The organism is Cellulomonas avistercoris (genome assembly GCF_014836445.1).
Lineage (GTDB): Bacteria > Actinomycetota > Actinomycetes > Actinomycetales > Cellulomonadaceae > Cellulomonas > Cellulomonas avistercoris.
Map to the genome: position 1 here is coordinate 57,705 of NZ_JACSQV010000016.1, position 19,137 is coordinate 76,841.

Genomic DNA, 19,137 nt, shown 5'->3' on the forward strand with positions numbered 1-19,137 from the left:
CCACATTAGGAAGTCTGGGCGGGTCCGGCACCCTGTTCCGGGGGTCAGAACGGGGCGGTGGCGGGTCCGGCGGTCGGTGGCGGTGTCCCGGGGCCCGCGGCCGCGTCGTCGTCGTGCGCGGCGGGTGCGTCGAGGAGGAACCGGCCCAGCGCGAGCACGGTGAGCCCGGCAAGGACCACACCCAGGAGCCCGACCCGCAGGCTCGTGGCGTCCGCGACGAGCCCGACGACCGTGGGGGAGACGAGGAAACCGACGCGCAGCAGCCAGCTGACGACCGTCAGGCCCACGCCGTGCGGCAGGCCGGGCAGCTCGTCCGCCGTGTGCATCACGGCCGGCACGAGGGTCGCGACGCCGAGCCCCGCCGCGGCGAACCCCACGAGCGTCGTCGTCACGGACGGCACGGCCAGCGCGAGCCCCATGCCCGCGGCGATCCCGGCGCCCCCGACCAGCGCGACGCGGCGCTGGCCGAACCGGTCGACCGCGCGGTCGCCCGTCAGGCGGCCGACCGTCATCGCGACCGACAGCGCGACGAACGCCAGGCCCGCCGTCGCGGCGTCGGTGCCGACCTCGCCCCGCAGGTACAGCGCACCCCATGACGAGCCGGCGTCCTCGACGAACGCCGCGCACGCCGCCAGGCCGCCGAGCGCCGCGAGCGGCAGCAGGGTGCGGCCGGACGGCCGGCGGCGCGGTGCGCCTGCGCCCGGTGCGGGCTCGGCAGGTGCGGTCCGCTCGGCGTCCTCCGGGCCCGGCAGCATGAACCGGTAGGTGGCGACCGCCACGACCGCGAACACGCCGCCCGTGACCGCCAGGTGCACCGGCAGCGGGACCCCGAGGCCCGCGGCCGCGGTCCCGAGCAGGCCGCCGACGACCGCGCCCACGCTCCACAGCCCGTGGAACGCGTTGACGATCGAGCGTCCGTACGCGCGCTGCACGCGGAAGCCGTGGGCGTTCTGCGCGACGTCGATGACCGAGTCGAGCGCCCCGGCGACGAGCATCAGCCCCGCGAGAGCCACCCAGGCGGGCGCCAGGGGCAGGCACGCCACCGTCGCGGCCAGCAGCACGAGCCCGAACGACGCGACCTTCGCCGAGCCCAGGCGCTGGATCAGCGCCGGTGCGAGGAGCCCGGCGGCGAGCGCGCCCAGCGGCATCGCGGCGATCGCGGTGCCGAGCTCGGCGTTGCTCAGGCCCAGGCGGTCCTTGATCTCCGGCAGGCGCGGCACGAGGTTCGCGTACAGCACCGCGTTGACGAAGAAGACCGTCGACACGGCGACGCGGGCGCGGCGGGCGGCGCGCGGGACGGCAGGGGAGGGCGTGGGCATGGGGCTCCTGGACGGCGGTGCGGGGCACCGGTGAGGCGTACGGACCGGGCCATCGTCACCCGGGGATGCCGCAGGTGCGGAACGCGGACCTGCAGGACGCACGCCGCCGTGGGTCCTCGCACCCGCGGGGCAGGGGTCGCGGCCCGCGTCAGGGCCGTGGGCGGAAGGGTGCGAGCGTCGCGCGGAGCTCCTCGACGGCCCCCCGGACGTGCTCGAACTGCGCGACGACGGCCAGGTGCTGGCGCAGCTGCACGATCGGCATGCGCTCGCGCCACGCGTCGTCCAGGCCGGTCAGGTCGGCGTAGACGTCGAAGAACCGGGCGGCCTCGGGTGGCGGAGCCGTGCTCCAGACGTGCGCGAGGTCGATGTCCGCCCAGGTGTAGGACACGGCTGGGTCGATGAGCGCCGGGGTCCCGTCGGCGGTCGCCAGCACGTTGCCCGCCCACAGGTCGCCGTGCACGAGGCACGCAGGCCGTACGGGCAGCAGCTCCGGCAGGCGCACGCAGAGCCGTTCCAGCGCCGCGCGGTCGGCGGCGTCGAGCAGGTCCCGGACGCGGGGCTCGTCGAGCCACCGCAGCAGGCGGTGCTGGGCGAAGAACTCGAAGCCGTCGTCGTGCCACGTGTTGACCTGCCGGCGGCGGCCGAGCCAGTTGTCGTCGTGCCAGCCGAACCGGGGGTGCGTCGTCGTGGTGTGCAGCTGGGCCAGGACGTGCGCGAGCCGCTCCCAGAACGCCGCGTCGGCCGGCCGCGGGTGCAGCGCCTCGAGGACGAGGAGGTCCGGGCCGACGAGCACGACGTCGGGCGTCGTCGCGCCGCCGAGCGTCCGCAGCGCGTCCAGCCCTGCCGCCTCCGCCGCGAACGCGTCGTCGGACGGCGCCTCGATGAACCCCTTGACGAAGACCGACGTGCCGTCCGCGCGGCGCGCCAGGCCCGCGACCGCGGCCTGCCCCCCGGACGCGTGCTCGACGGCGACGACGTCGCTCATGCCCGCCCGGTGCAGGCGGTCGAGCAGCAGCGTCGTCGGGTCGGGAGCGCTCATGCCGGCGCCCCGGCGAGCGCGTCGACGATCCACGTGGTCACGGGACGGGACGGTAGCGCGCACGTGGGACATCGGACCACGAACCGCCCGTTCCGCAGGCGGGATCGCGCCGCCCGCAGCAGGATGACCAGCGACACCGTCCCCCAGCGAGAGGTGAGACACCTGTGGAGCACTGGACGATCGCGACCGTCGCGGAGCAGAGCCCGGACTTCCGCCGTGTGCTGTGGACCGGCGAGCACACGCAGCTCGTCATCATGACGATCCCGCCCGGTGGTGAGATCGGCGAGGAGGTCCACGAGGACACCGACCAGATCCTCACGTTCGTGTCGGGCACCGGCAAGGCCATCGTCTCGGGGCAGCAGCGCAACGTCGCGCAGGGCGACCTCGTCGTCGTCCCGGCCGGCCGCACGCACAACTTCGTCAACACGGGCGAGAACCCGCTGATCCTCTACACGGTCTACGGGCCGCCGGACCACGCCGAGGGCGCGGTCCACGCGACCAAGGAGGAGGCGGACGCCGCGGAGGAGTCGGGGCAGGACGAGCCGCCGACCGAGTGAGCGCGGGCTGAGCCTGCTGCGACGGGCAGCCGTCCCCGGCCGTACGGCGGGGGGACGGCTGCCCGTGCCGTGCCGGGCAGGATCCGTCGCGCGGCGGATCCCACGGCGCCCGCCCGCTCGTACGGTGGACGCATGATCGTGGCCGAGGACGTCCTGCTGCTGCTCACCGACGACACCACCGGCAGGTCGCTGGTGGACGGGACGCGCCGCGACATCGCCGTGGCCGGCGCCGTGATCGCCGAGCTGGCCGCCGCGGGCCGGCTGGAGGCGGTCGCCTCGGACGGCCTGTTCTCCCGCACCACGCTGCGGGTCGTGGACGCGGCGCCGCTGGGTGACGAGGTCCTCGACGAGGCGCTGGCCCGCGCCGCCGGACCGGGCAGCGCCTCGCCCACGGCCGTCCTGGACCGCATCCGCAAGGGGCTGCGCGAGCGGCTCTACGTGCGGCTCGTGGAGCGCGGCGTGCTGCGCCTCGTGGAGGGCCGGGTCCTGGGGATCTTCCCGACGACGACGTGGCCCGCCGCCGACTCCCTGCACGAGGCCGAGGTGCGGCGCGGGCTGCACGAGGTCCTCGTCGTCGGTCGCGCCCCGACGCCGCACGAGGCCTCGCTCGTCGCGCTGCTCTCGGCGGTCGACGCGGTCGCGAAGGTCCTGCCGGGCACCGGCCTGCCGAACCGTGAGCTCAAGGCCCGGGCCAAGCAGGTCGCGGCCGGTGACGTCGGCGGCGAGGCCGCGCGCAAGGCCGTCGAGGCCGTGCAGGCGGCCGTGATGGCGGGCATCACCGCCGCCACCGTCGCGTCGACCTCCTAGGGCCCCCGCGGCTCACCACTGCGAGCGGTCGTAGTCCTTCAGGAAGCACCCGTACAGGTCCTCGCCGGCCTCGCCGCGCACGATCGGGTCGTAGACCCGTGCCGCGCCGTCGACGAGGTCGAGGGGAGCGTGGAAGCCCTCCTCGGCCAGCCGCACCTTGGTGTAGTGCGGGCGCTCGTCGGTGATCCAGCCCGTGTCGACGGCCGTCATGAGGATGCCGTCCGTGAGCATCTCCGCCGCGCTGGTGCGCGTGAGCATGTTGAGCGCGGCCTTGCTCATGTTGGTGTGGGGGTGCCCGGGGCCCTTGTAGCCGCGCGCGAAGACGCCCTCCATCGCCGAGACGTTGACGATGTAGGTGCGTCGCGCGGGTGAGGCGGCCAGGGCGGGGCGCAGGCGGCTGATGAGGATGAAGGGCGCCGTCTGGTTGCAGAGCTGGACCTCGAGCAGCTCCATGGGGTCGACCTGCTCGACCGTGGCGACCCAGCTGTTGGACTCGGCGACGTCGGGGATCAGGCCGCCCGCGTCGATCGACGTGCCGGCAACCAGCCGCTCGAGGCTCGCGGCCTGCGCGGTCAGGGACTGCGCGACGAGCTCGTCCGCGTCCCGCGCCGCGCGCTCGATCGCCAGCGCTGGGCTCGACAGCTCGCTGACCGACCCGGCCAGCGCGCGCGGGTGCGCGTCGCTCGTGTGCCCGAACGTGGTGATCATCCGCGCGGCCTCGGCCGGCAGCGGTGCCGACTCGGCGTCGGCGATGCGCGAGTACGCCCCGGGCAGCCGGCGCACGGTCTGCGCGGCGTTGTTGATGAGGACGTCGAGCGGACCCTGCGCGGCGACGTGGTCCGCGAGCGACACCACCTGCGCGGGGTCGCGCAGGTCGATCCCCACGACGTGCAGGCGGTCCAGCCAGTCGGCGGAGTCCTCCATCGCGCTGAAGCGCCGGACGGCGTCACGCGGGAAGCGGGTGGTGATCGTCAGGTCGGCGCCGTCGCGCAGCAGCCGCAGCGCGATGTACATGCCGATCTTGGCGCGGCCGCCCGTGAGCAGCGCGCGGCGGCCGGTGAGGTCGGTGCGGGCGTCGCGCTTGGCGTGGTGCAGCGCCGCGCACGGCGGGCAGAGCTGGTGGTAGAACGCGTCGACGACCGTGTACGACTCCTTGCACACGTAGCACGGGCGGGCGCGCAGCAGCGTCCCGGCGGTCGCACCGGTCGACGCGGACGTCAGCGGCACGCCGTTGGTCTCGTCGTCGATCCGGCCCGGGCTGCCCGTCGCGGTCGCGGCGACGACAGCCGCGTCGGCCTCGGCGATGAGCCGGCGCTTCTCGCCGCGGCGGTGCTTCTTCGCGGCCTTGAACAGCGCGGAGGACGCCCGGCGCGCGGCCGAGTGCTGCGGGTGTTCCTGCGGCAGGACGGCGACCTGGTCCATGACACGCAGGAAGGTCGCGAAGTCGGCGGGCGTGACGCCGGTCTGCTCGTCCGCCGTGGTCTCGGCGGTGTGGTCGGTGGGGGGCACCGGGGTGGTCGTGTGCGCGCTCATGCGCCGTCCGTCCTGCATGGGGGAGAAGGGCGTCACGGTCTCGCCGCCCGGGACGAGGGTACGCGGGACGCCCGCGCGACCGGCCGGGGTGCGACCACCGTCACGTCGGCGGCTGGGATCGGCCTGGCCCGCCGGCGGCCCACGTGCGGGAAACCTGGTGCTCAGGGCGACCCGTCCGCCTACCGTCGGGACGGTGCACGACGACGAGGTGGCCATCACCACCGAGCAGGTGCGCGCCCTCGTCGCGGACCAGCACCCGCGCTGGCGCGACCTGCCGGTCCAGGCGCTGAGGTGCGCGCGGTGGTCGGCTTCGGCAGGGGGACGTCGCGAGGATCATGCGGGTGACGGCGGGTGCACCCGCCGTGGAGCAGGGGGCGCGGGGGCCGTCGGTGGTGGCCCGCCCGCCAGGGTGACGAGCGGCGCGAGCACCGCCAGGGCGGACGCCGCCGCCAGGTGCCACACGGCGTGCCCCTGCAGGACCGACGACGGGTCGCACAGGGGCCCGCCCGTGCGGGACAGCGAACCCACCAGTGCGCCGGCGCCCAGCAGCCCCAGCACGACGGCGATCCGCCCTCGCACGGTGGGTTCGCGGCGCGCCCGCAGCACCAGCAGGAGGCCGGCGACCACCGCGACACCGACCTGCGCCAGGTCACCGGCCCGTGGCCACACGACCACGGTGACCATGAGGGCGGTCGTCGGCAGGGCCCACCACCACCAGCGGCGCCGTGTGCGCCGGCGCGCGGCCACGCCGTCCGTCGCCAGGAAGCACAGCACCCCGACGAGCGGCAGGTCGTGGGCCGGGTCGGACCACGCCGGGTCGGGGCCGTGCTGCACGACCGACCCGACGCCGACGCCCGCCACCAGCACCACGTAGGCCGCCGGCACGTGCAGCCCGGCACGTCGCCGGAGCGCCACGACCACCGCGGCGGCCACCACGAACGCCAGCGACGTGACGGCGGACACCGGCTCGACGAGCGGACCCGCGGCGGACCACTCGCAGCCCGGTCCTGCCCCGACGTCGTCCACCACACCATCCCAGCCCTGGTCGGCCGCGTTGTCACCCGGACCATCCGGTGACGCACGGTGACGGGGGGACAGGGCCGTCGGCCCCGATGAGTTCCGGCGACGCGGCCGGTCGGACCGGGTGAGTACGCACCACGCGTCCGGACGACCGGGAGGACCCGATGACCGACACCACGACCTACCGCACCCTCGAGGTACCCGGCGCGACCATCGCGTACGACGTGCGCGGCCCGCTGCCCACCGCCGACGGCCGACCGCCTCTCGTCCTCATCGGCCAGCCGATGGACGCGACCGGCTTCGGCACCCTGGCCTCGCACTTCACCGACCGCACGGTCGTCACCTACGACCCGCGCGGCATCGGGCGCAGCACGCGGGACGACGGCCGCACTGATCATGACCCGTCCGTGCAGGCGCAGGACCTGCACGCGCTGGTCACCGAGCTCGGCGCCGGGCCGGTCGACCTGTTCGGCAGCAGCGGCGGCGCGATCACGGCGCTCGCCTGGGTCGCCGCCTACCCGCTGGACGTCCGCACGCTCGTCGCGCACGAGCCGCCGCTGATCAACGTGCTGCCCGACGCGGACGAGGCGCGCGCCGCGTCCGCGCGCGTCGACGCCGCGTACCAGGCGCACGGGTGGGGCGCCGGGATGGCCGCGTTCATCGCGCTGACGTCCTGGCAGGGGCCGTTCCCCGCGGACTTCCTCACCGAGCTCCCGGACCCTGCCCAGTTCGGTCTGCCGACGCAGGACGACGGGTCGCGCGACGACCCGCTGCTGTCGGGCGCCTCCGCGCCCGTCACGGCGTACGTCCCGGACGTCGAGGCGCTGCGCGCGGTGCCCACGCGCGTCGTCCTGGCCGCGGGGATCGAGAGCGAGGGGATCATCACGTGGCGCGCGACGCACGCGCTGGCCGACCTGCTGGGCACCCAGGTCGCCGTGTTCCCGAGCAACCACGGCGGGTTCCTCGGTGACGAGTTCGGGATGCCGGGGCAGCCGGAGGCCTTCGCGGCGCGGCTGCGCGAGGTGCTCCCGGAGGGCTGACGACCAGCGGGCACGGCGCCCGTGTGGAGGGGTGCGTCAGACGAGCGGTGCGTCAGACGAGGCGGCGCCGCGCGACCCCGGCGAGGACGCCTCCCAGGCCGAACAGGGCCGCCGCGGCGATCCCGCGCCCGACCGAGCTCGCACCGGCACCCTCGGCGCCGGCGATGTCGATCGAGTAGGCCGTGACGGACGCCGCGCCCTCCGGGCCGCCGTACGCCATCGACTCGTTCGCGGCGCGGTCCGCCCCGGCCTTGATGACGGCGTACTTCACGCCGTAGTCGGCGGCCGTGGCGGCGCCGGTCTCGACGAGCACCGAGGTGCCCTCCTCCGAGAGGCGGCTCGCGCCGTCGACCAGCGCGGGCGCGCCGTCCGCGGCCGTGCCCAGACCGTCCGCCAGGGTCAGCGACCCGTCGGCGGCGGTCCGCAGACCGTCGGACAGCTGGTCCGCGCCGGCCGTGAGCCGGCCCGTCCCGGCGGTGAGGCGCGAGGAGCCGTCGACGAGCTGACCGGCGCCGCCCGCCAGCTGCGCGGAGCCGTCCCGCAGCGACGCCGCCCCGGCGGACAGCTGCCCCAGGCCGCCGACGAGCGTCTGCCCGCCCGCGGACAGCTGCCCCACGCCGGCCGTCAACGACGCGACACCGCCGCGCAGCGTCCCGTCGTCCTTCGTCTGGCCCGCGACGCCGACGCCGGCCCGGACCTTGTCCACGACGCCCGCCGTGAGCTGGTCGACGCCGCCCGAGGCCTGCGCGAGGCCCTCCCGCAGCCCGGGCGCCTTCGCCTCCCCCGACGCGTCCGGCGGGCACGCCTCGGACACCGAGCTGGACAGGCCGCAGCGCGCCGCCTCCAGCCGGGTGACGACCGAACCGGTCACGCCGGCGAGCCCGGCGAACGCGGGCGCCAGGGGCACCGGCGTCGTGGGGGCCGGGGTGTACGAGACGGGGTCGTAGAGGTTGGCCAGAGCCTGGAACTGCCCCTGCTGCGCGGGGTCGGTGGTCTGCTGCGCGAGCCCCGTGAAGAGCTGGTTCAGCGCTCCCATCTGCCGGGCGTCGGTCGCCGCGGTGACCACCGCGGTGGTCGAGCCGAGGACGCCGTAGACGGTCGCGAGCTGCGACTGCAGCCCCTGCAGCGTCGTCAGGCCGTCGAGCAGCGCGCTCACGCCACCCTGCAGGCGCGTGATGCCGTCCTTGATGGGCTGGGCCTGGGCCGGCACCCCGCCGATCTCGGAGTACATCTTCTCGAGCCCGCGGTCCATGGTGGCCAGGCCCTCGTCGACCGTCCTCAGCCCGCCCAGGAGCTCGGGGACCTTGGAGCCCGCGGTGGTCAGCCCCTCGTCGAGGGTGGCGGCACCGGTGGCGAGCCTGCCGGCACCGTCGTCGAGCGAGCGGGCGCCCGTGGCGAGGTCGGCCGCACCGTCGTCCAGCGCCGCGGCGCCGTCGGCGAGGCGCCGGGCGCCCGGGACGGCCGTGTCGTTGAGACCGGCCGCGAGCTGGTCGGCGCCGGCCTGCAGCTGCAGGAGCCCGCCGAGCAGCGTCGCGGCGCCGTCGCGGAGCCTGAGCAGGTTGCCGTCGATCTCGGTGGCGCCCTGCGTGAGGGCAATGCCGCTCTCGGCGCCGCCCTGGTAGCTGGCCGAGCCGCCCTTGAACGACGGGCTGGTCAGCGGTGAGACGGGGAGCACGGAGACGTTGGCGGTCGGGATGCGGCCGCCGGTGATCTGCGCGGTGTACCCGAACTCGGCCGTCGGGGAGCCGATCGGCGGGAACAGCGTCATCGTGTAGCTCATCTTGGTGCCGCCGCGCCCGTCGCCGGCCATGTTGGCCTCCTGCGACGTGACCGCCGTGAACGACGGGGGCAGCGTGGTGGTGAGCTGGCCGACGAACGGGATGACGGTCTCCGCGGTGGCCGTGGCCTTCTTGCCCGTGCCGTCGTCGTACGTCACCTGGTCCTGCCGGGTGGTCAGGTTGGTCACGGTGTAGCGGACCTCGAGCGTGCCGGACCTGCCGACCACGCCACCGGCCGAGACCTTCTTGCCGTCGAGGAGGTAGTCGACGGCGACGCTCACGGGCAGCTCGCCCGTGAAGTCGCTGACGGTGCGCAGGCGCTTCCTGCCGTCGACCTCGACGGTGGCCTCCATCGCGCCGTCGCGCAGCGTGTAGCCGCCGAACCCGTCGAGGTTGCGCAGCCCCTGCGTGGAGACGGGGTTGGAGAACGTGCTGGTGCCCTGCCCGCTGAACGCGAGCTGGTCGTACACGCGCGCGACCTGGAGGCGGCCGTCGGCGTCGAGCCGCGCCTGCACGGTCTCGGTGTTGGTCACCACGACGTCGCCCGCGGCGGCCGTGAGGGCGCCGGCGGTGGCGGGTGGTGCGGCCACGAGCAGGGCGAGCGGCAGACCGAGCGTGGCGGCGCCGACGCGGCGCAGGACGGGGCGGAGAACGGGGCGGTGCGGGGCGGGTGCGCTCACGTCAGGCCTCCGGGGTGGCAGTCGCGGGACGGGCGTGCCGGGGGTCCCGTGCGAGGTCGGCGTGCCCCGGGGTGCCCTGGCGCTCGGCCTCGCGGTCGAGCTGCACGGCGGGTCCGAGCAGCGCGGTCGCGAGGAAGCCGGCGCCCGCGGTGAGCAGCACGGCCGTCGCGAAGACCGGGGAGGTCGTCGCGAAGCCGGACGGGTCGGCCGCGTACGGGGCCTCGTACGAGCCGGCCATGGCGGCCGCGCCGAGGAGCGTCGCCCACAGCGGCAGTCGTCCGCGCGTACCCGCACCGACGGCGAGGCACACGAGCAGGACGACGAGCACGGCGACGGCCCGGCCGCTGGGGGCGTCGGGCAGCGCGAGCGCGCGCAGCAGGTAGCCGATCCACGCGGCGACGAAGCCGACGACGAAGGCCCCGGCGCGCTGGCCGGGGGACCGGTCGGGCACGAGCCCGAGCGCTCCGCCGAGGGCGGCGCCGAGCAGGGCGACCCCCTGGACCTCGGCGCCGAGCACTCCGGAGAGCAGGACGGTGAGGGTCGCGAGTACGGCGAGGAAAGCCCCCGCGAGCACGTGTCTGATCATGACCACCTCGTTGTGGTGCGGAGCAGTGACGCCGGGCCGGGGGCGGGGGCGCACGGGGCCCCGATGCGGGACCTTGGTCCCACGCCGGACCGAGCAGCGAAGTTCTAGCAGCCGCGCGGGTGGGTGGAACAGTGAGTACTAGGTACTTGGCACCGTCCGCCTGCACATCGTTATCGCGGCGTTACTCGTCGGTACGCCGCGGAGTCGGACGCGACGTCAGGGCACCGAGCCGTCAGGGCGTGGGGGCGATCCGGGAGTGCAGGTGCATGTCGTGCCACCCGTCCGCGTGCAGGCCGCGGGCGACGGCCGTGCCCTCGGCCGCGTAGCCCGCCTTCGTCGCCACGCGGCACGACGCCGGGTTGCGGGTGGAGTGGTCCAGGTCGGCGCGGTGCACGCCCAGCCCGAACGCCCACGACGTGACGGCCTCCAGCGCCGAGACGGCGACCCCGCGACCCCGCGCGTGCGGCAGGACCCAGTAGGACAGTCCGACGCACGCCTCGTGCAGGTGCACCTGCCGGACGCTCACCTGCCCGACGACGTCCCCGCCCGCGGTGACGGCCCACCCCGCACCCGTGTCGCGCGCCCAGCGCTCCTGCCAGTGGTCGACCCAGGCGGCGGCCTCGTCGGCGCTCATCGTGCGGGCGTGCCAGTGCTGGACGGCCGGGTCCAGGTAGGCGGCGACGACCGTGTCGACGTCCCCGCGACGCCAGGGTCGCAGCACGAGGTCGTCGGCGGCGAGGACCGGCTGGGGGAGGTCCGCGAACGCGCCGGCACGCAGCACGGGGGTCGTCGTGGTCGCCATGGCGCCGATGCTCCCGTGCCGGGGGCGCCCGCGCCCGTCGGTCTCACGGCACGCGGTCGATGCCGCTGTGGGCGGCCCTATGCTCGCCGGATGATCCGGCTCCGGGACGTCACGTTCCTCGTCCACGACCACGACGAGGCCCTGGCCTTCTTCGTCGACGCGCTCGGGTTCGTCGTGCGGCAGGACGAGACGTTCGACGGCGGGTGGCGACGCGTGGCCGTCGGGCCGCAGGACGGCGGCACCGGGATGCTCCTGGCGCTCGCGGACGCGGACGCCCCGGTCGGCCGGCAGGTCGGCGCGGACGTGGCGTTCTTCCTGGAGACCGACGACTTCGCCGCGCAGCACGCGCGGATGCTGAGCCACGGGGTGCGGTTCCGTGAGGAGCCGCGCCACGAGCCGTACGGCACCGTCGCGGTGTTCGAGGACCTGTACGGCGGGGCCTGGGACCTCATCGAGCCGCCGACCGCCTGACCAGCGGGCGGGTCCCGCCTCGGCGGACGGTCCGCAGGCCCACCGTCGCGCCGCGGGCCCGCCGACGCCTAGTGTCCGGGGGGTGTCCGCACCGGTGCCGTACCGCCCCCTGCCCGTCGAGCTGAACGACGTGCGCTATGCCCACGGCCCGGACTCCGAGCCGCACCCCGACGTGCCGGCCGGTACGACGGTCGAGCTCGCGTGGACGTCGAGCACGGTCTACCCGGGCACGTCGCGCAAGGTCTGGATCCACGTCCCCGCCGGCTACGACCCGGCCTGCCCCGCGGGGCTGATGGTGTTCAACGACGGCTGGTGGTACCTCGACCCGGCCGGTGAGGTGCGCGGCGGCGTCGTGCTCGACAACCTCGTCCACCGCGGCGACATCCCGTGCACGATCGGGGTCTTCGTCGACCCGGGCGTCGTGGTGGGCGCCGAGCAGCCGAAGAACCGCAACGTCGAGTACGACGCGTTCGACGACCGGTACGCCACGTTCCTGCTCGACGAGATCGTCCCCCTGGTCACCACGCGGTACGCCGTGACGGACGACCCCGAGCGGTGGGGGGTCTGCGGCGGCTCCAGCGGCGGCGACGCGGCGTTCACCGCGGCGTGGCTGCGTCCCGACCGGTTCCGCCGTGTCGTGGGCTTCCTGTCGAGCTTCGCGCAGATGCCCGGCGGCAACCCGTACCCCGGCCTGATCCCCCGCACGCCCCGCAAGCCGCTGCGGGTGTTCCTGCAGGCCGCGCACCGCGACCTCAACTGGGACGCGCCCACGCGCAACTGGTTCGCCGAGAACCTGCGGACCACCGCGGCGCTGGCCGAGGCCGGGTACGACGTCCGTCTGGTCGTCGGCGACGGTGGCCACAGCGTCAACCACGGCGGCGTCCTGCTGCCCGACGCGCTGCGCTGGTCGCTGCGCGCGGCGTGAGGGGGGCCGGCCGTCGCGCGCAGGGCGGCAGGAATCACGGGGCCCGACAGGACCGGTCTGTGCTTGGGTGGGCCGGTGCCGTCCCTCGTCGCGCCGCCCAAGCTCGTCCCCGGTGACCGTGTCGCCGTGGCCTCCCCGTCGTTCGCCGCGCCCGGGTTCGCGCCGGCCGTGCACGAGCAGGCCATGCGCCGGCTCGTCGACGCGACCGGCCTGGTCCCCGTCGAGTACCCCACCACGCGCCAGCTCGGCGCCTCCCCGCAGGACCGGGCGCGCGACCTCAACGCCGCCTTCGCGGACCCGGGCATCCGTGCGGTCCTCGCGACCGTCGGCGGCGACGACCAGATCCTCGTCGTGCCGCACCTGGACGCCGACGTCGTGCGCGCGGACCCCAAGCCCTTCCTCGGCTACAGCGACAACACCAACCTGCTGAGCTGGCTGTGGCAGCAGGGTGTGGCCGGGTTCTACGGGGGTTCGACGCAGGTGCACCTGGGGCCCGGCCCGGCCGTCGACGACGTGCACCTGGCCTCGCTGCGCGCGGCGCTGCTGACGGGGGAGACGCTCACGCTCACCGAGCCGGGGGAGTCCGAGGACCTCGGCCACGACTGGCTCGACCCGCGCGCGCTGACCGAGCACGGCGAGCGCGAGCCGACCGAGCCGTGGACGTGGGCCGGGCCGGCGCGCTCGGTGACGGGCCGGACGTGGGGCGGGTGCCTCGAGGTGCTCGACTGGCTCGCGCTCGCGGACCGGTTCCCGCCGACGGCCGAGCTCGAGGGCGCGATCCTGCTGCTCGAGACGAGCGAGGAGCTGCCGTCGGCCGAGACCGTCGGGCGATGGGTGCGCTCGCTGGGTGAGCGAGGGCTGCTCGCGGCGGTCGCGGGCGTGTGCGTCGCGCGGCCACCCGTGACGGGGTTCGACGTGCGGCTCGACGCCGGCGAGCGGGCGCGCCGCCGGGGCGAGCAGCGTGAGGCCGTCGTCGAGCAGGTCGCGCGCTACAACCCCGACGCGGTCGTCTGCGTCGGCGTGCCCTTCGGTCACACGCGGCCGCAGTTCATCGTCCCGTACGGCGGGGAGATGACGCTCGACGGTGCCACGCGGACCGTGTCGGCGTCGTACGCCTGAGCGCGCGGGGCGTCAGCCGATCCGGCGCCGGTAGGCGGCGGTCGCGGCCACGTACGCGACGACGAGGACGCCGACGAGCCAGGCCAGCGCCACCCAGATGTCGTCACCCACGGGCTGCTGCGCGAACAGCGCGCGGATCGTCTCGATCACCGCGGTCACCGGCTGGTGCTCGGCGAACCACGCCACCGGGCCCGGCATGGTGCCGGTGGGGACGAAGGCCGAGCTGAGGAACGGCAGGAAGATCAGGACGTACCCGATCGCGCCGGCGCCGTCGACGGACGTGGCCGACACCCCGGCGATCACGGCGATCCAGGTCAGCGCGAGCGTGAATAGCACGACCATGCCGAGCACCGCGAGCCACGCGGCCGCGGACGCACCCGTGCGGAACCCCAGCAGCAGGGCCACCGCCACGACGATCGCGACGCCGGCGAGGTTGGCCACGACCGACGTCAGCACGTGCGCCCATAGCACGCTGGGCCGCGAGATGGGCATCGAGCGGAACCGTTCGACGATGCCGCTGCTGATGTCGAGGAACAGCCGGTAGGACGTGTAGGCGACGCCCGACGCCACGGTGATGAGCAGGATGCCCGGCAGCACGTACTCGAGGTAGGGCCCCTGCGTCCCGGTGTCGATGGCCCCGCCGAAGACGTAGGTGAACATCAGCATGAGGGCGATCGGGGTGATCGCGCTGGTGATGATCGTGTCGGGGCTGCGCAGGACGTGCCGCAGCGAGCGGCCGGTGAGGGCCGCGGTGTCCGCGACCAGGTGGGTGGCGCTCATGACGGGTCCTCCGTGGCCGGGGTGGCGGGTGTCGGGTCGCCCGCGGCTGCGGTGGCGACGGGCCGGGCGCCGACGAGCGCGAGGAAGACGTCCTCCAGGGACGGCTGCTTCTCGACGTACTCGACGGTGGCGGGCGGCAGCAGCCGGCGCAGCTCGGCCAGGGTGCCGTCCTGGACGACGACGCCCTCGTGCAGGATCGCGATGCGGTCGGCGAGGTGCTCGGCCTCGTCCAGGTGCTGGGTGGTCAGCAGGACGGCCGTGCCGCCGGCGGCGAGCTCGCCGATCGTGGCCCACACCTCGAGGCGTGCCTGGGGGTCGAGGCCGGTGGTCGGTTCGTCGAGGAAGATCACCGGCGGGTCGCCGATGAGGCTCATGGCGATGTCGAGGCGCCGGCGCATGCCGCCGGAGTACGTCCCGGCCCGTCGGCCGCCCGCGTCCGTGAGGCCGAACCGCGCGAGCAGCTCGTCGGCGACGGTGCCGGGGGCGCCCAGGTGGCGCAGCCGCGCGACGAGCGTGAGGTTCTCCCGGCCCGTGAGGACGTCGTCGACGGCCGTGAACTGACCGGTCAGGCTGATCGCGGCGCGCACCGCGGCGGCGTCCGTGACGACGTCGGACCCGGCGACGATCGCCGTGCCGGCGTCGGGCCGCAGCAGCGTGGACAGGATGCGCACGAGCGTCGTCTTGCCCGCGCCGTTGGACCCGAGCAGCGCGACGACGGTGCCGGGCGCGACCTCCAGGTCGACGCCGCGCAGCACGTGCACGTCGCCGAACGACTTCCGGACGCCGCGCACCTGGACCGCCGCGGTGCTCACGGCAGCTCCCGACGCTCGGCCTCGTCCATGCTCCGCACGAGGCGGGCCCGGGCCTTGTCGATCCAGCGCTCGCCGGAGTAGGCCTCCGCGAAGCTCTCGGCGAACTCCACGGGGTCGTCCCCGACGATCGCCCGCACGGGCCGCTCGTCCGCCGCGGCGCCGTCCCACAGGTCCACGAGGTCGCCGACCATCTGGACGAGGGCGTCCCCGTCGGTGAGGCCCGACGTGGACATGAGGTAGCGGTGCATGCCCGTGGCGGCCGTGCGGTACGGCTCGGGCAGGCCGTGCAGGCGTGCGACGTCCCGCCGGTACTGCTTCTTCTGCTCCCACGGCCCGGTGAGGGCCTCGATCCACCTGGCGGCCATGTCAGCCCTCCGTGTCTGCGTGCTCGGTACGTGCGGTGCGCTCGGTGCGGAGCCGGTCGATCCGCCCCGCGAGGAAGGTCCACGTCCGCCAGAACTCGGCGAGCTGCGCGTGTCCCTCGGAGTTCAGGGAGTAGACCTTGCGCGGCGGGCCCTTCTCGGACGGGACCTTCTCGACGTCCACGAACCCGCGCTGCTCGATGCGGACGAGCAGCGCGTAGACCGTGCCCTCCGCGATGTCGGTGAAGCCCTGGTCCCGCAGGTGCGTGGTGATCTCGTACCCGTACGCGGGTCGGGCCTCGAGGATCGTCAGGACGATGCCCTCGAGCGTGCCCTTGAGCATCTCGGTCATCTGGCTGGCCACGTCGCGTCCCTGCTACTCGGTGTCACTTGGTACTGGAACAAAGTAACGCTAGGTACCGGTGCTTGGCAACACTAGGTACCGGCTCTCGCCATGCCGATGCGTCCCGGGGTGGGGGGACAATGGAGAAGAAGTGCTCATCGGGGGAGGTGCCGTGGACGTCCACGTGGCGGGTGCGCGCCCGCAGGACGTGCCGACCGCAGGTCGTGTGCTCGCCGACGCGCTGCGCGACGACGCCGTGATGCGCGCGATGCTGCCGGGGGACACCGACCGGCCCGCGCGTCTGAGCCGCATCTACGCCGCCGTCGCCCGCATGACGCTGGCCAGCGGCGGTGTCGTCGACCTCGCGCGGGACGGCGCCGCCGGCCCGGTCGTCGGGGTCGCCGTCTGGGAGCCGCCGGACCTCGCGCTGGGCAGGTGGGCGCAGCTCCGCGAGGTGCCGACGCTCGTCGCCGCCGTCGGCGTGCGGCACCTCCCGGCCGCTCTCCGCGGCCTGCGCGCCTTCGCCGCCCAGCGTCCGCGGTACCCGCACTGGTTCCTCGCCTACGTCGCCGCCGCACCCGCCGCGCGTGGGCACGGGGTCGGCTCGGCGCTGCTCGCGCACCGCCTCGCGGCCGTCGACGGCACCGGGATGCCCGTGTACCTCGAGGCCACCACCGGCGCCAGCTCCCGGCTCTACGAGCGGTTCGGGTTCCGCCCGACCGGCACGATCGAGCTGGGCGGCGCCACCGCGACGACGATGGTGCGACCCCCCGCCTGACGCCCGCCGGCACGTCGCCGTCGTGTCGCGACGACGAGCCGTCAGTGCGCGGTCGGCCGGTACGTCAGCTCCTGCGTGCGGCCGTCGAGCACGCGGCTGTCCAGCAGCTCCAGGTCGAAGTCGCCCACGCCGCCGAACACCGGCGCGGTGCCGGTCCGGCCGGTGATGACCGGGAAGATCGTGACCTGCACGCGGTCGACGAGGCCCGCCGCCAGCAGCGCCCAGTTCAGGGAGAGGCTCCCGTGCGAGCGCAGCGGCACGTCCGACTCCTCCTTGAGCCGTGCGACGACGTCGACCGCGTCGCCGTGCGCGATGGTCACGTCGGGCCAGTCGACGGGCTCGGTGAGGGTCGACGAGACCACGGTCGCAGGCAGGCGGCGCATGACCTCGACCCACGTGTCCCGCACCTCGGAGTCCTCGCCGCCGGCCGCCCGCATCGCGACGAACTCGCGCAAGGTCGTGGCGCCGAACACCATGCGCTGGTCCCCGCCGTACAGCTCGTGCCGCCGCTGCAGCAGCTCGGGACCCTGCTTGCCCCAGTACCCGCCCCAGTCGCCGGGCGGCCCGTAGGACCCGTACCCGTCGAGGCTGGTGAAGACGTCGAAGGTGTAGGTCGCGGTCATGTCGTTCCTCTCGTCGGTCGTCGTGGGTCCCGACCTGCCGCGACGCCCGAAGTCATCGGGTGATGTCCGCCAGCCGGCGTCGCGCACCCGCCCCGCGCCCGACTCGTCCCGTTCCGGCCGTGCTCACCCCCCGGCCACCCGCCGGGAGTGCACTGCTCCCGGGGCGACGCGCGTCGCCCGGGGGAGCGACGAGGGAGCGCGACGATGAGACGAGCACTGCGACCGCTGGGCGTCACCGCGGTGGCCGCCGCCCTGGTGCTGGGCGCCGGTGCCGGGTGGGCCGTGTCGAGCGACCTGACCGCGCACGGGGCCGCGCAGCGCCTCGACGGCGACCGGACCCGCGCCGTGCGCGACGAGCTGCGCGGGGGCCACGCGAGGAACGTCATCCTGCTGGTCGGCGACGGCATGGGCGACTCCGAGATCACGATCGCCCGCAGCTACCAGCACGGCGCGGCCGGGCGGTTGCCCGGCATCGACGCGCTGCCGCTGACCGGGCAGTACACGACCTACGCGCTGGACCGCCAGGACGGCCGCCCCGACTACGTGACGGACTCCGCCGCGTCCGGCTCGGCGTGGGCGACCGGCACCAAGACGTACAACGGCGCGGTCTCGGTCGCGCTCGACGGCTCCTCGCAGCGCACGCTCGTCGAGATCGCCCGCGCCAACGGCCTGCGGACGGGCGTCGTCACGACGTCGGAGCTGCAGGACGCGACCCCGGCGGTGCAGCTCGCGCACGTCACCGACCGTGGCTGCTACGCGCCGTCGTCGACGTCGGCGAAGTGCCCGGGGGACGCGCTGGAGAACGGCGGCCGCGGCTCGATCACCGAGCAGATCATCGGCACGCGCGCCGACGTGACGCTCGGTGGTGGCGCGGCGTCGTTCGACGAGCGGGCCACGGCCGGCCCCTGGGCGGGCCGCACGCTGCTGCAGCAGGCGAAGGACCGCGGCTACCAGGTCGTCACCGACGCGGCCGGGCTCGCCGGCGTCCGCTCGGCGTCGCAGAAGGCGCCCGTGCTGGGCCTGTTCGCGCCGGGCAACCTGCCCACCCGCTGGGTCGGGCCGCCCGCGAGCCCCACGGGCGGTGCCGAGGCCGCCGTCCGCTGCACCGCGAACCCGGCCGCCTCACCCACCCGCCCGACCCTCGCCGCGATGACGACCTCGGCGCTGTCCCTGCTGCAGCAGCGCGGCGGGCGTGCGGGCTTCTTCCTGCAGGTGGAGGGCGCGAGCATCGACAAGCAGGACCACGCGGCCGACCCGTGCGGGCAGATCGGCGAGACCGTCGACCTCGACGAGGCGGTGCAGGCCGCGCTCGACTTCGCGCGCAAGGACGGCCACACCCTGGTCGTCGTGACGGCCGACCACGCGCACTCGAGCCAGATCGTGGCCGCCGGTGCCACGACCCCCGGCCTGACGCGCACCCTGCTCACGGCCGACGAGAAGCCCATGACGATCGCGTACGGCACCGCGCCGGCGGGACGCTCGCAGGGGCACACGGGCTCGCAGGTGCGGGTGGCCGCCTACGGCCCCCGCGCGGCGAACGTCGTGGGGCTGACCGACCAGACCGACCTGTTCTTCACCATCCGCGATGCGCTGCGCCTGGACCCGGACGCCCCGGCGCTGACGTCCGAGCGGTAGGCGCAGCGGACCGACGGCTCGCGGCCCCCCCCCGCCCCCGGGGGGGGGGGCCGCGGCAGGAGCAGCCCGACGACGACGACGAGGAGCCAGGTCACGTCCGAGACGAGCGCCGCGACAGGTCGGCCCGA

The 19,137-nt window shown here is 75.2% G+C and carries 20 protein-coding genes; 8 read left to right on the forward strand and 12 right to left on the reverse strand.

Translation table 11 applies throughout. The annotated features are described in order from the left end of the window. Positions 1-44 precede the first annotated feature (44 nt). Together H9657_RS16455 and H9657_RS16460 are read right to left on the reverse strand one after the other, a co-directional pair. Complete coding sequence (locus H9657_RS16455) at positions 45-1,319, reverse strand: MFS transporter (protein WP_191784513.1); 1,275 nt, start codon at positions 1,317-1,319, stop codon at positions 45-47. 148 nt (positions 1,320-1,467) lie between these two features. After that, positions 1,468-2,358: a fructosamine kinase family protein gene (locus H9657_RS16460; protein WP_191784514.1), complete on the reverse strand. Its 891-nt coding sequence runs from the start codon at positions 2,356-2,358 to the stop codon at positions 1,468-1,470. Positions 2,359-2,522: 164 nt separating this feature from the next. Here H9657_RS16460 and H9657_RS16465 point away from each other — a divergent pair, with 164 nt between their 5' ends. Both H9657_RS16465 and H9657_RS16470 read left to right on the forward strand, forming a co-directional pair. Further along, the gene (locus H9657_RS16465; protein ID WP_191784515.1) at positions 2,523-2,915 is read left to right on the forward strand and encodes a cupin domain-containing protein; all 393 of its coding nucleotides are present in this window, start codon (positions 2,523-2,525) and stop codon (positions 2,913-2,915) included. A gap of 132 nt (positions 2,916-3,047) precedes the next feature. Continuing rightward, complete coding sequence (locus tag H9657_RS16470; protein WP_191784516.1) at positions 3,048-3,722, forward strand: GOLPH3/VPS74 family protein; 675 nt, start codon at positions 3,048-3,050, stop codon at positions 3,720-3,722. A 12-nt stretch (positions 3,723-3,734) separates the two neighbouring features. On the opposite strand, the gene H9657_RS16475 is transcribed toward H9657_RS16470, so the two are convergent. Together H9657_RS16475 and H9657_RS16480 are read right to left on the reverse strand one after the other, a co-directional pair. Then, on the reverse strand, positions 3,735-5,255 hold the full coding sequence (locus H9657_RS16475) for an SDR family NAD(P)-dependent oxidoreductase (RefSeq protein ID WP_191784517.1): 1,521 nt from the start codon (positions 5,253-5,255) through the stop codon (positions 3,735-3,737). A 333-nt stretch (positions 5,256-5,588) separates the two neighbouring features. Then, positions 5,589-6,281, reverse strand: a complete 693-nt coding sequence (locus H9657_RS16480; protein WP_191784518.1) for a hypothetical protein — start codon at positions 6,279-6,281, stop codon at positions 5,589-5,591. 158 nt (positions 6,282-6,439) lie between these two features. Between H9657_RS16480 and H9657_RS16485 the strand changes: the two genes are divergently transcribed. Further along, complete coding sequence (locus tag H9657_RS16485) at positions 6,440-7,315, forward strand: alpha/beta fold hydrolase (protein WP_191784519.1); 876 nt, start codon at positions 6,440-6,442, stop codon at positions 7,313-7,315. 52 nt (positions 7,316-7,367) lie between these two features. Here H9657_RS16485 and H9657_RS16490 read toward each other — a convergent pair whose 3' ends face one another. The 3 genes from H9657_RS16490 to H9657_RS16500 form a co-directional block, all read right to left on the reverse strand. After that, on the reverse strand, positions 7,368-9,773 hold the full coding sequence (locus H9657_RS16490) for a hypothetical protein (RefSeq protein WP_318241561.1): 2,406 nt from the start codon (positions 9,771-9,773) through the stop codon (positions 7,368-7,370). 1 nt (position 9,774) lies between these two features. Then, positions 9,775-10,359, reverse strand: coding sequence for a hypothetical protein (locus tag H9657_RS16495; RefSeq protein WP_225215491.1), 585 nt, complete (start codon positions 10,357-10,359; stop codon positions 9,775-9,777). A gap of 232 nt (positions 10,360-10,591) precedes the next feature. Next, positions 10,592-11,161, reverse strand: a complete 570-nt coding sequence (locus H9657_RS16500) for a GNAT family N-acetyltransferase (RefSeq protein ID WP_191784520.1) — start codon at positions 11,159-11,161, stop codon at positions 10,592-10,594. 90 nt (positions 11,162-11,251) lie between these two features. Here H9657_RS16500 and H9657_RS16505 point away from each other — a divergent pair, with 90 nt between their 5' ends. From H9657_RS16505 to H9657_RS16515, 3 genes are all read left to right on the forward strand, one after another. Then, on the forward strand, positions 11,252-11,632 hold the full coding sequence (locus H9657_RS16505; protein ID WP_191784521.1) for a VOC family protein: 381 nt from the start codon (positions 11,252-11,254) through the stop codon (positions 11,630-11,632). Positions 11,633-11,714: 82 nt separating this feature from the next. Further along, positions 11,715-12,557, forward strand: coding sequence for an alpha/beta hydrolase (locus tag H9657_RS16510; protein ID WP_191784522.1), 843 nt, complete (start codon positions 11,715-11,717; stop codon positions 12,555-12,557). 75 nt (positions 12,558-12,632) lie between these two features. After that, on the forward strand, positions 12,633-13,676 hold the full coding sequence (locus tag H9657_RS16515; protein WP_318241562.1) for a S66 family peptidase: 1,044 nt from the start codon (positions 12,633-12,635) through the stop codon (positions 13,674-13,676). A gap of 12 nt (positions 13,677-13,688) precedes the next feature. Here the strand turns inward: H9657_RS16515 and H9657_RS16520 are convergent, their stop codons facing one another. From H9657_RS16520 to H9657_RS16535, 4 genes are read right to left on the reverse strand one after another with little or no spacing between them, the layout of a single operon-like run. Further along, positions 13,689-14,456: an ABC transporter permease gene (locus H9657_RS16520; protein WP_191784524.1), complete on the reverse strand. Its 768-nt coding sequence runs from the start codon at positions 14,454-14,456 to the stop codon at positions 13,689-13,691. Further along, positions 14,453-15,268, reverse strand: a complete 816-nt coding sequence (locus tag H9657_RS16525) for an ABC transporter ATP-binding protein (RefSeq protein WP_191784525.1) — start codon at positions 15,266-15,268, stop codon at positions 14,453-14,455. The genes H9657_RS16520 and H9657_RS16525 overlap by 4 nt, the downstream gene beginning before the upstream one ends. Further along, positions 15,265-15,633, reverse strand: a complete 369-nt coding sequence (locus H9657_RS16530; protein ID WP_191784526.1) for a DUF1048 domain-containing protein — start codon at positions 15,631-15,633, stop codon at positions 15,265-15,267. The genes H9657_RS16525 and H9657_RS16530 overlap by 4 nt, the downstream gene beginning before the upstream one ends. Position 15,634: 1 nt before the next feature. Beyond that, positions 15,635-15,994: a PadR family transcriptional regulator gene (locus H9657_RS16535; RefSeq protein WP_318241563.1), complete on the reverse strand. Its 360-nt coding sequence runs from the start codon at positions 15,992-15,994 to the stop codon at positions 15,635-15,637. Positions 15,995-16,145: 151 nt separating this feature from the next. Between H9657_RS16535 and H9657_RS16540 the strand changes: the two genes are divergently transcribed. Then, entirely contained in the window at positions 16,146-16,751 is a 606-nt protein-coding gene (locus H9657_RS16540) for a GNAT family N-acetyltransferase (RefSeq protein WP_191784527.1), read from the forward strand. 41 nt (positions 16,752-16,792) lie between these two features. On the opposite strand, the gene H9657_RS16545 is transcribed toward H9657_RS16540, so the two are convergent. After that, positions 16,793-17,374: a dihydrofolate reductase family protein gene (locus H9657_RS16545; protein WP_191784528.1), complete on the reverse strand. Its 582-nt coding sequence runs from the start codon at positions 17,372-17,374 to the stop codon at positions 16,793-16,795. A 204-nt stretch (positions 17,375-17,578) separates the two neighbouring features. Here H9657_RS16545 and phoA point away from each other — a divergent pair, with 204 nt between their 5' ends. Continuing rightward, the gene (gene phoA, locus H9657_RS16550; RefSeq protein WP_191784529.1) at positions 17,579-19,009 is read left to right on the forward strand and encodes an alkaline phosphatase; all 1,431 of its coding nucleotides are present in this window, start codon (positions 17,579-17,581) and stop codon (positions 19,007-19,009) included. Positions 19,010-19,137: the final 128 nt, after the last annotated feature.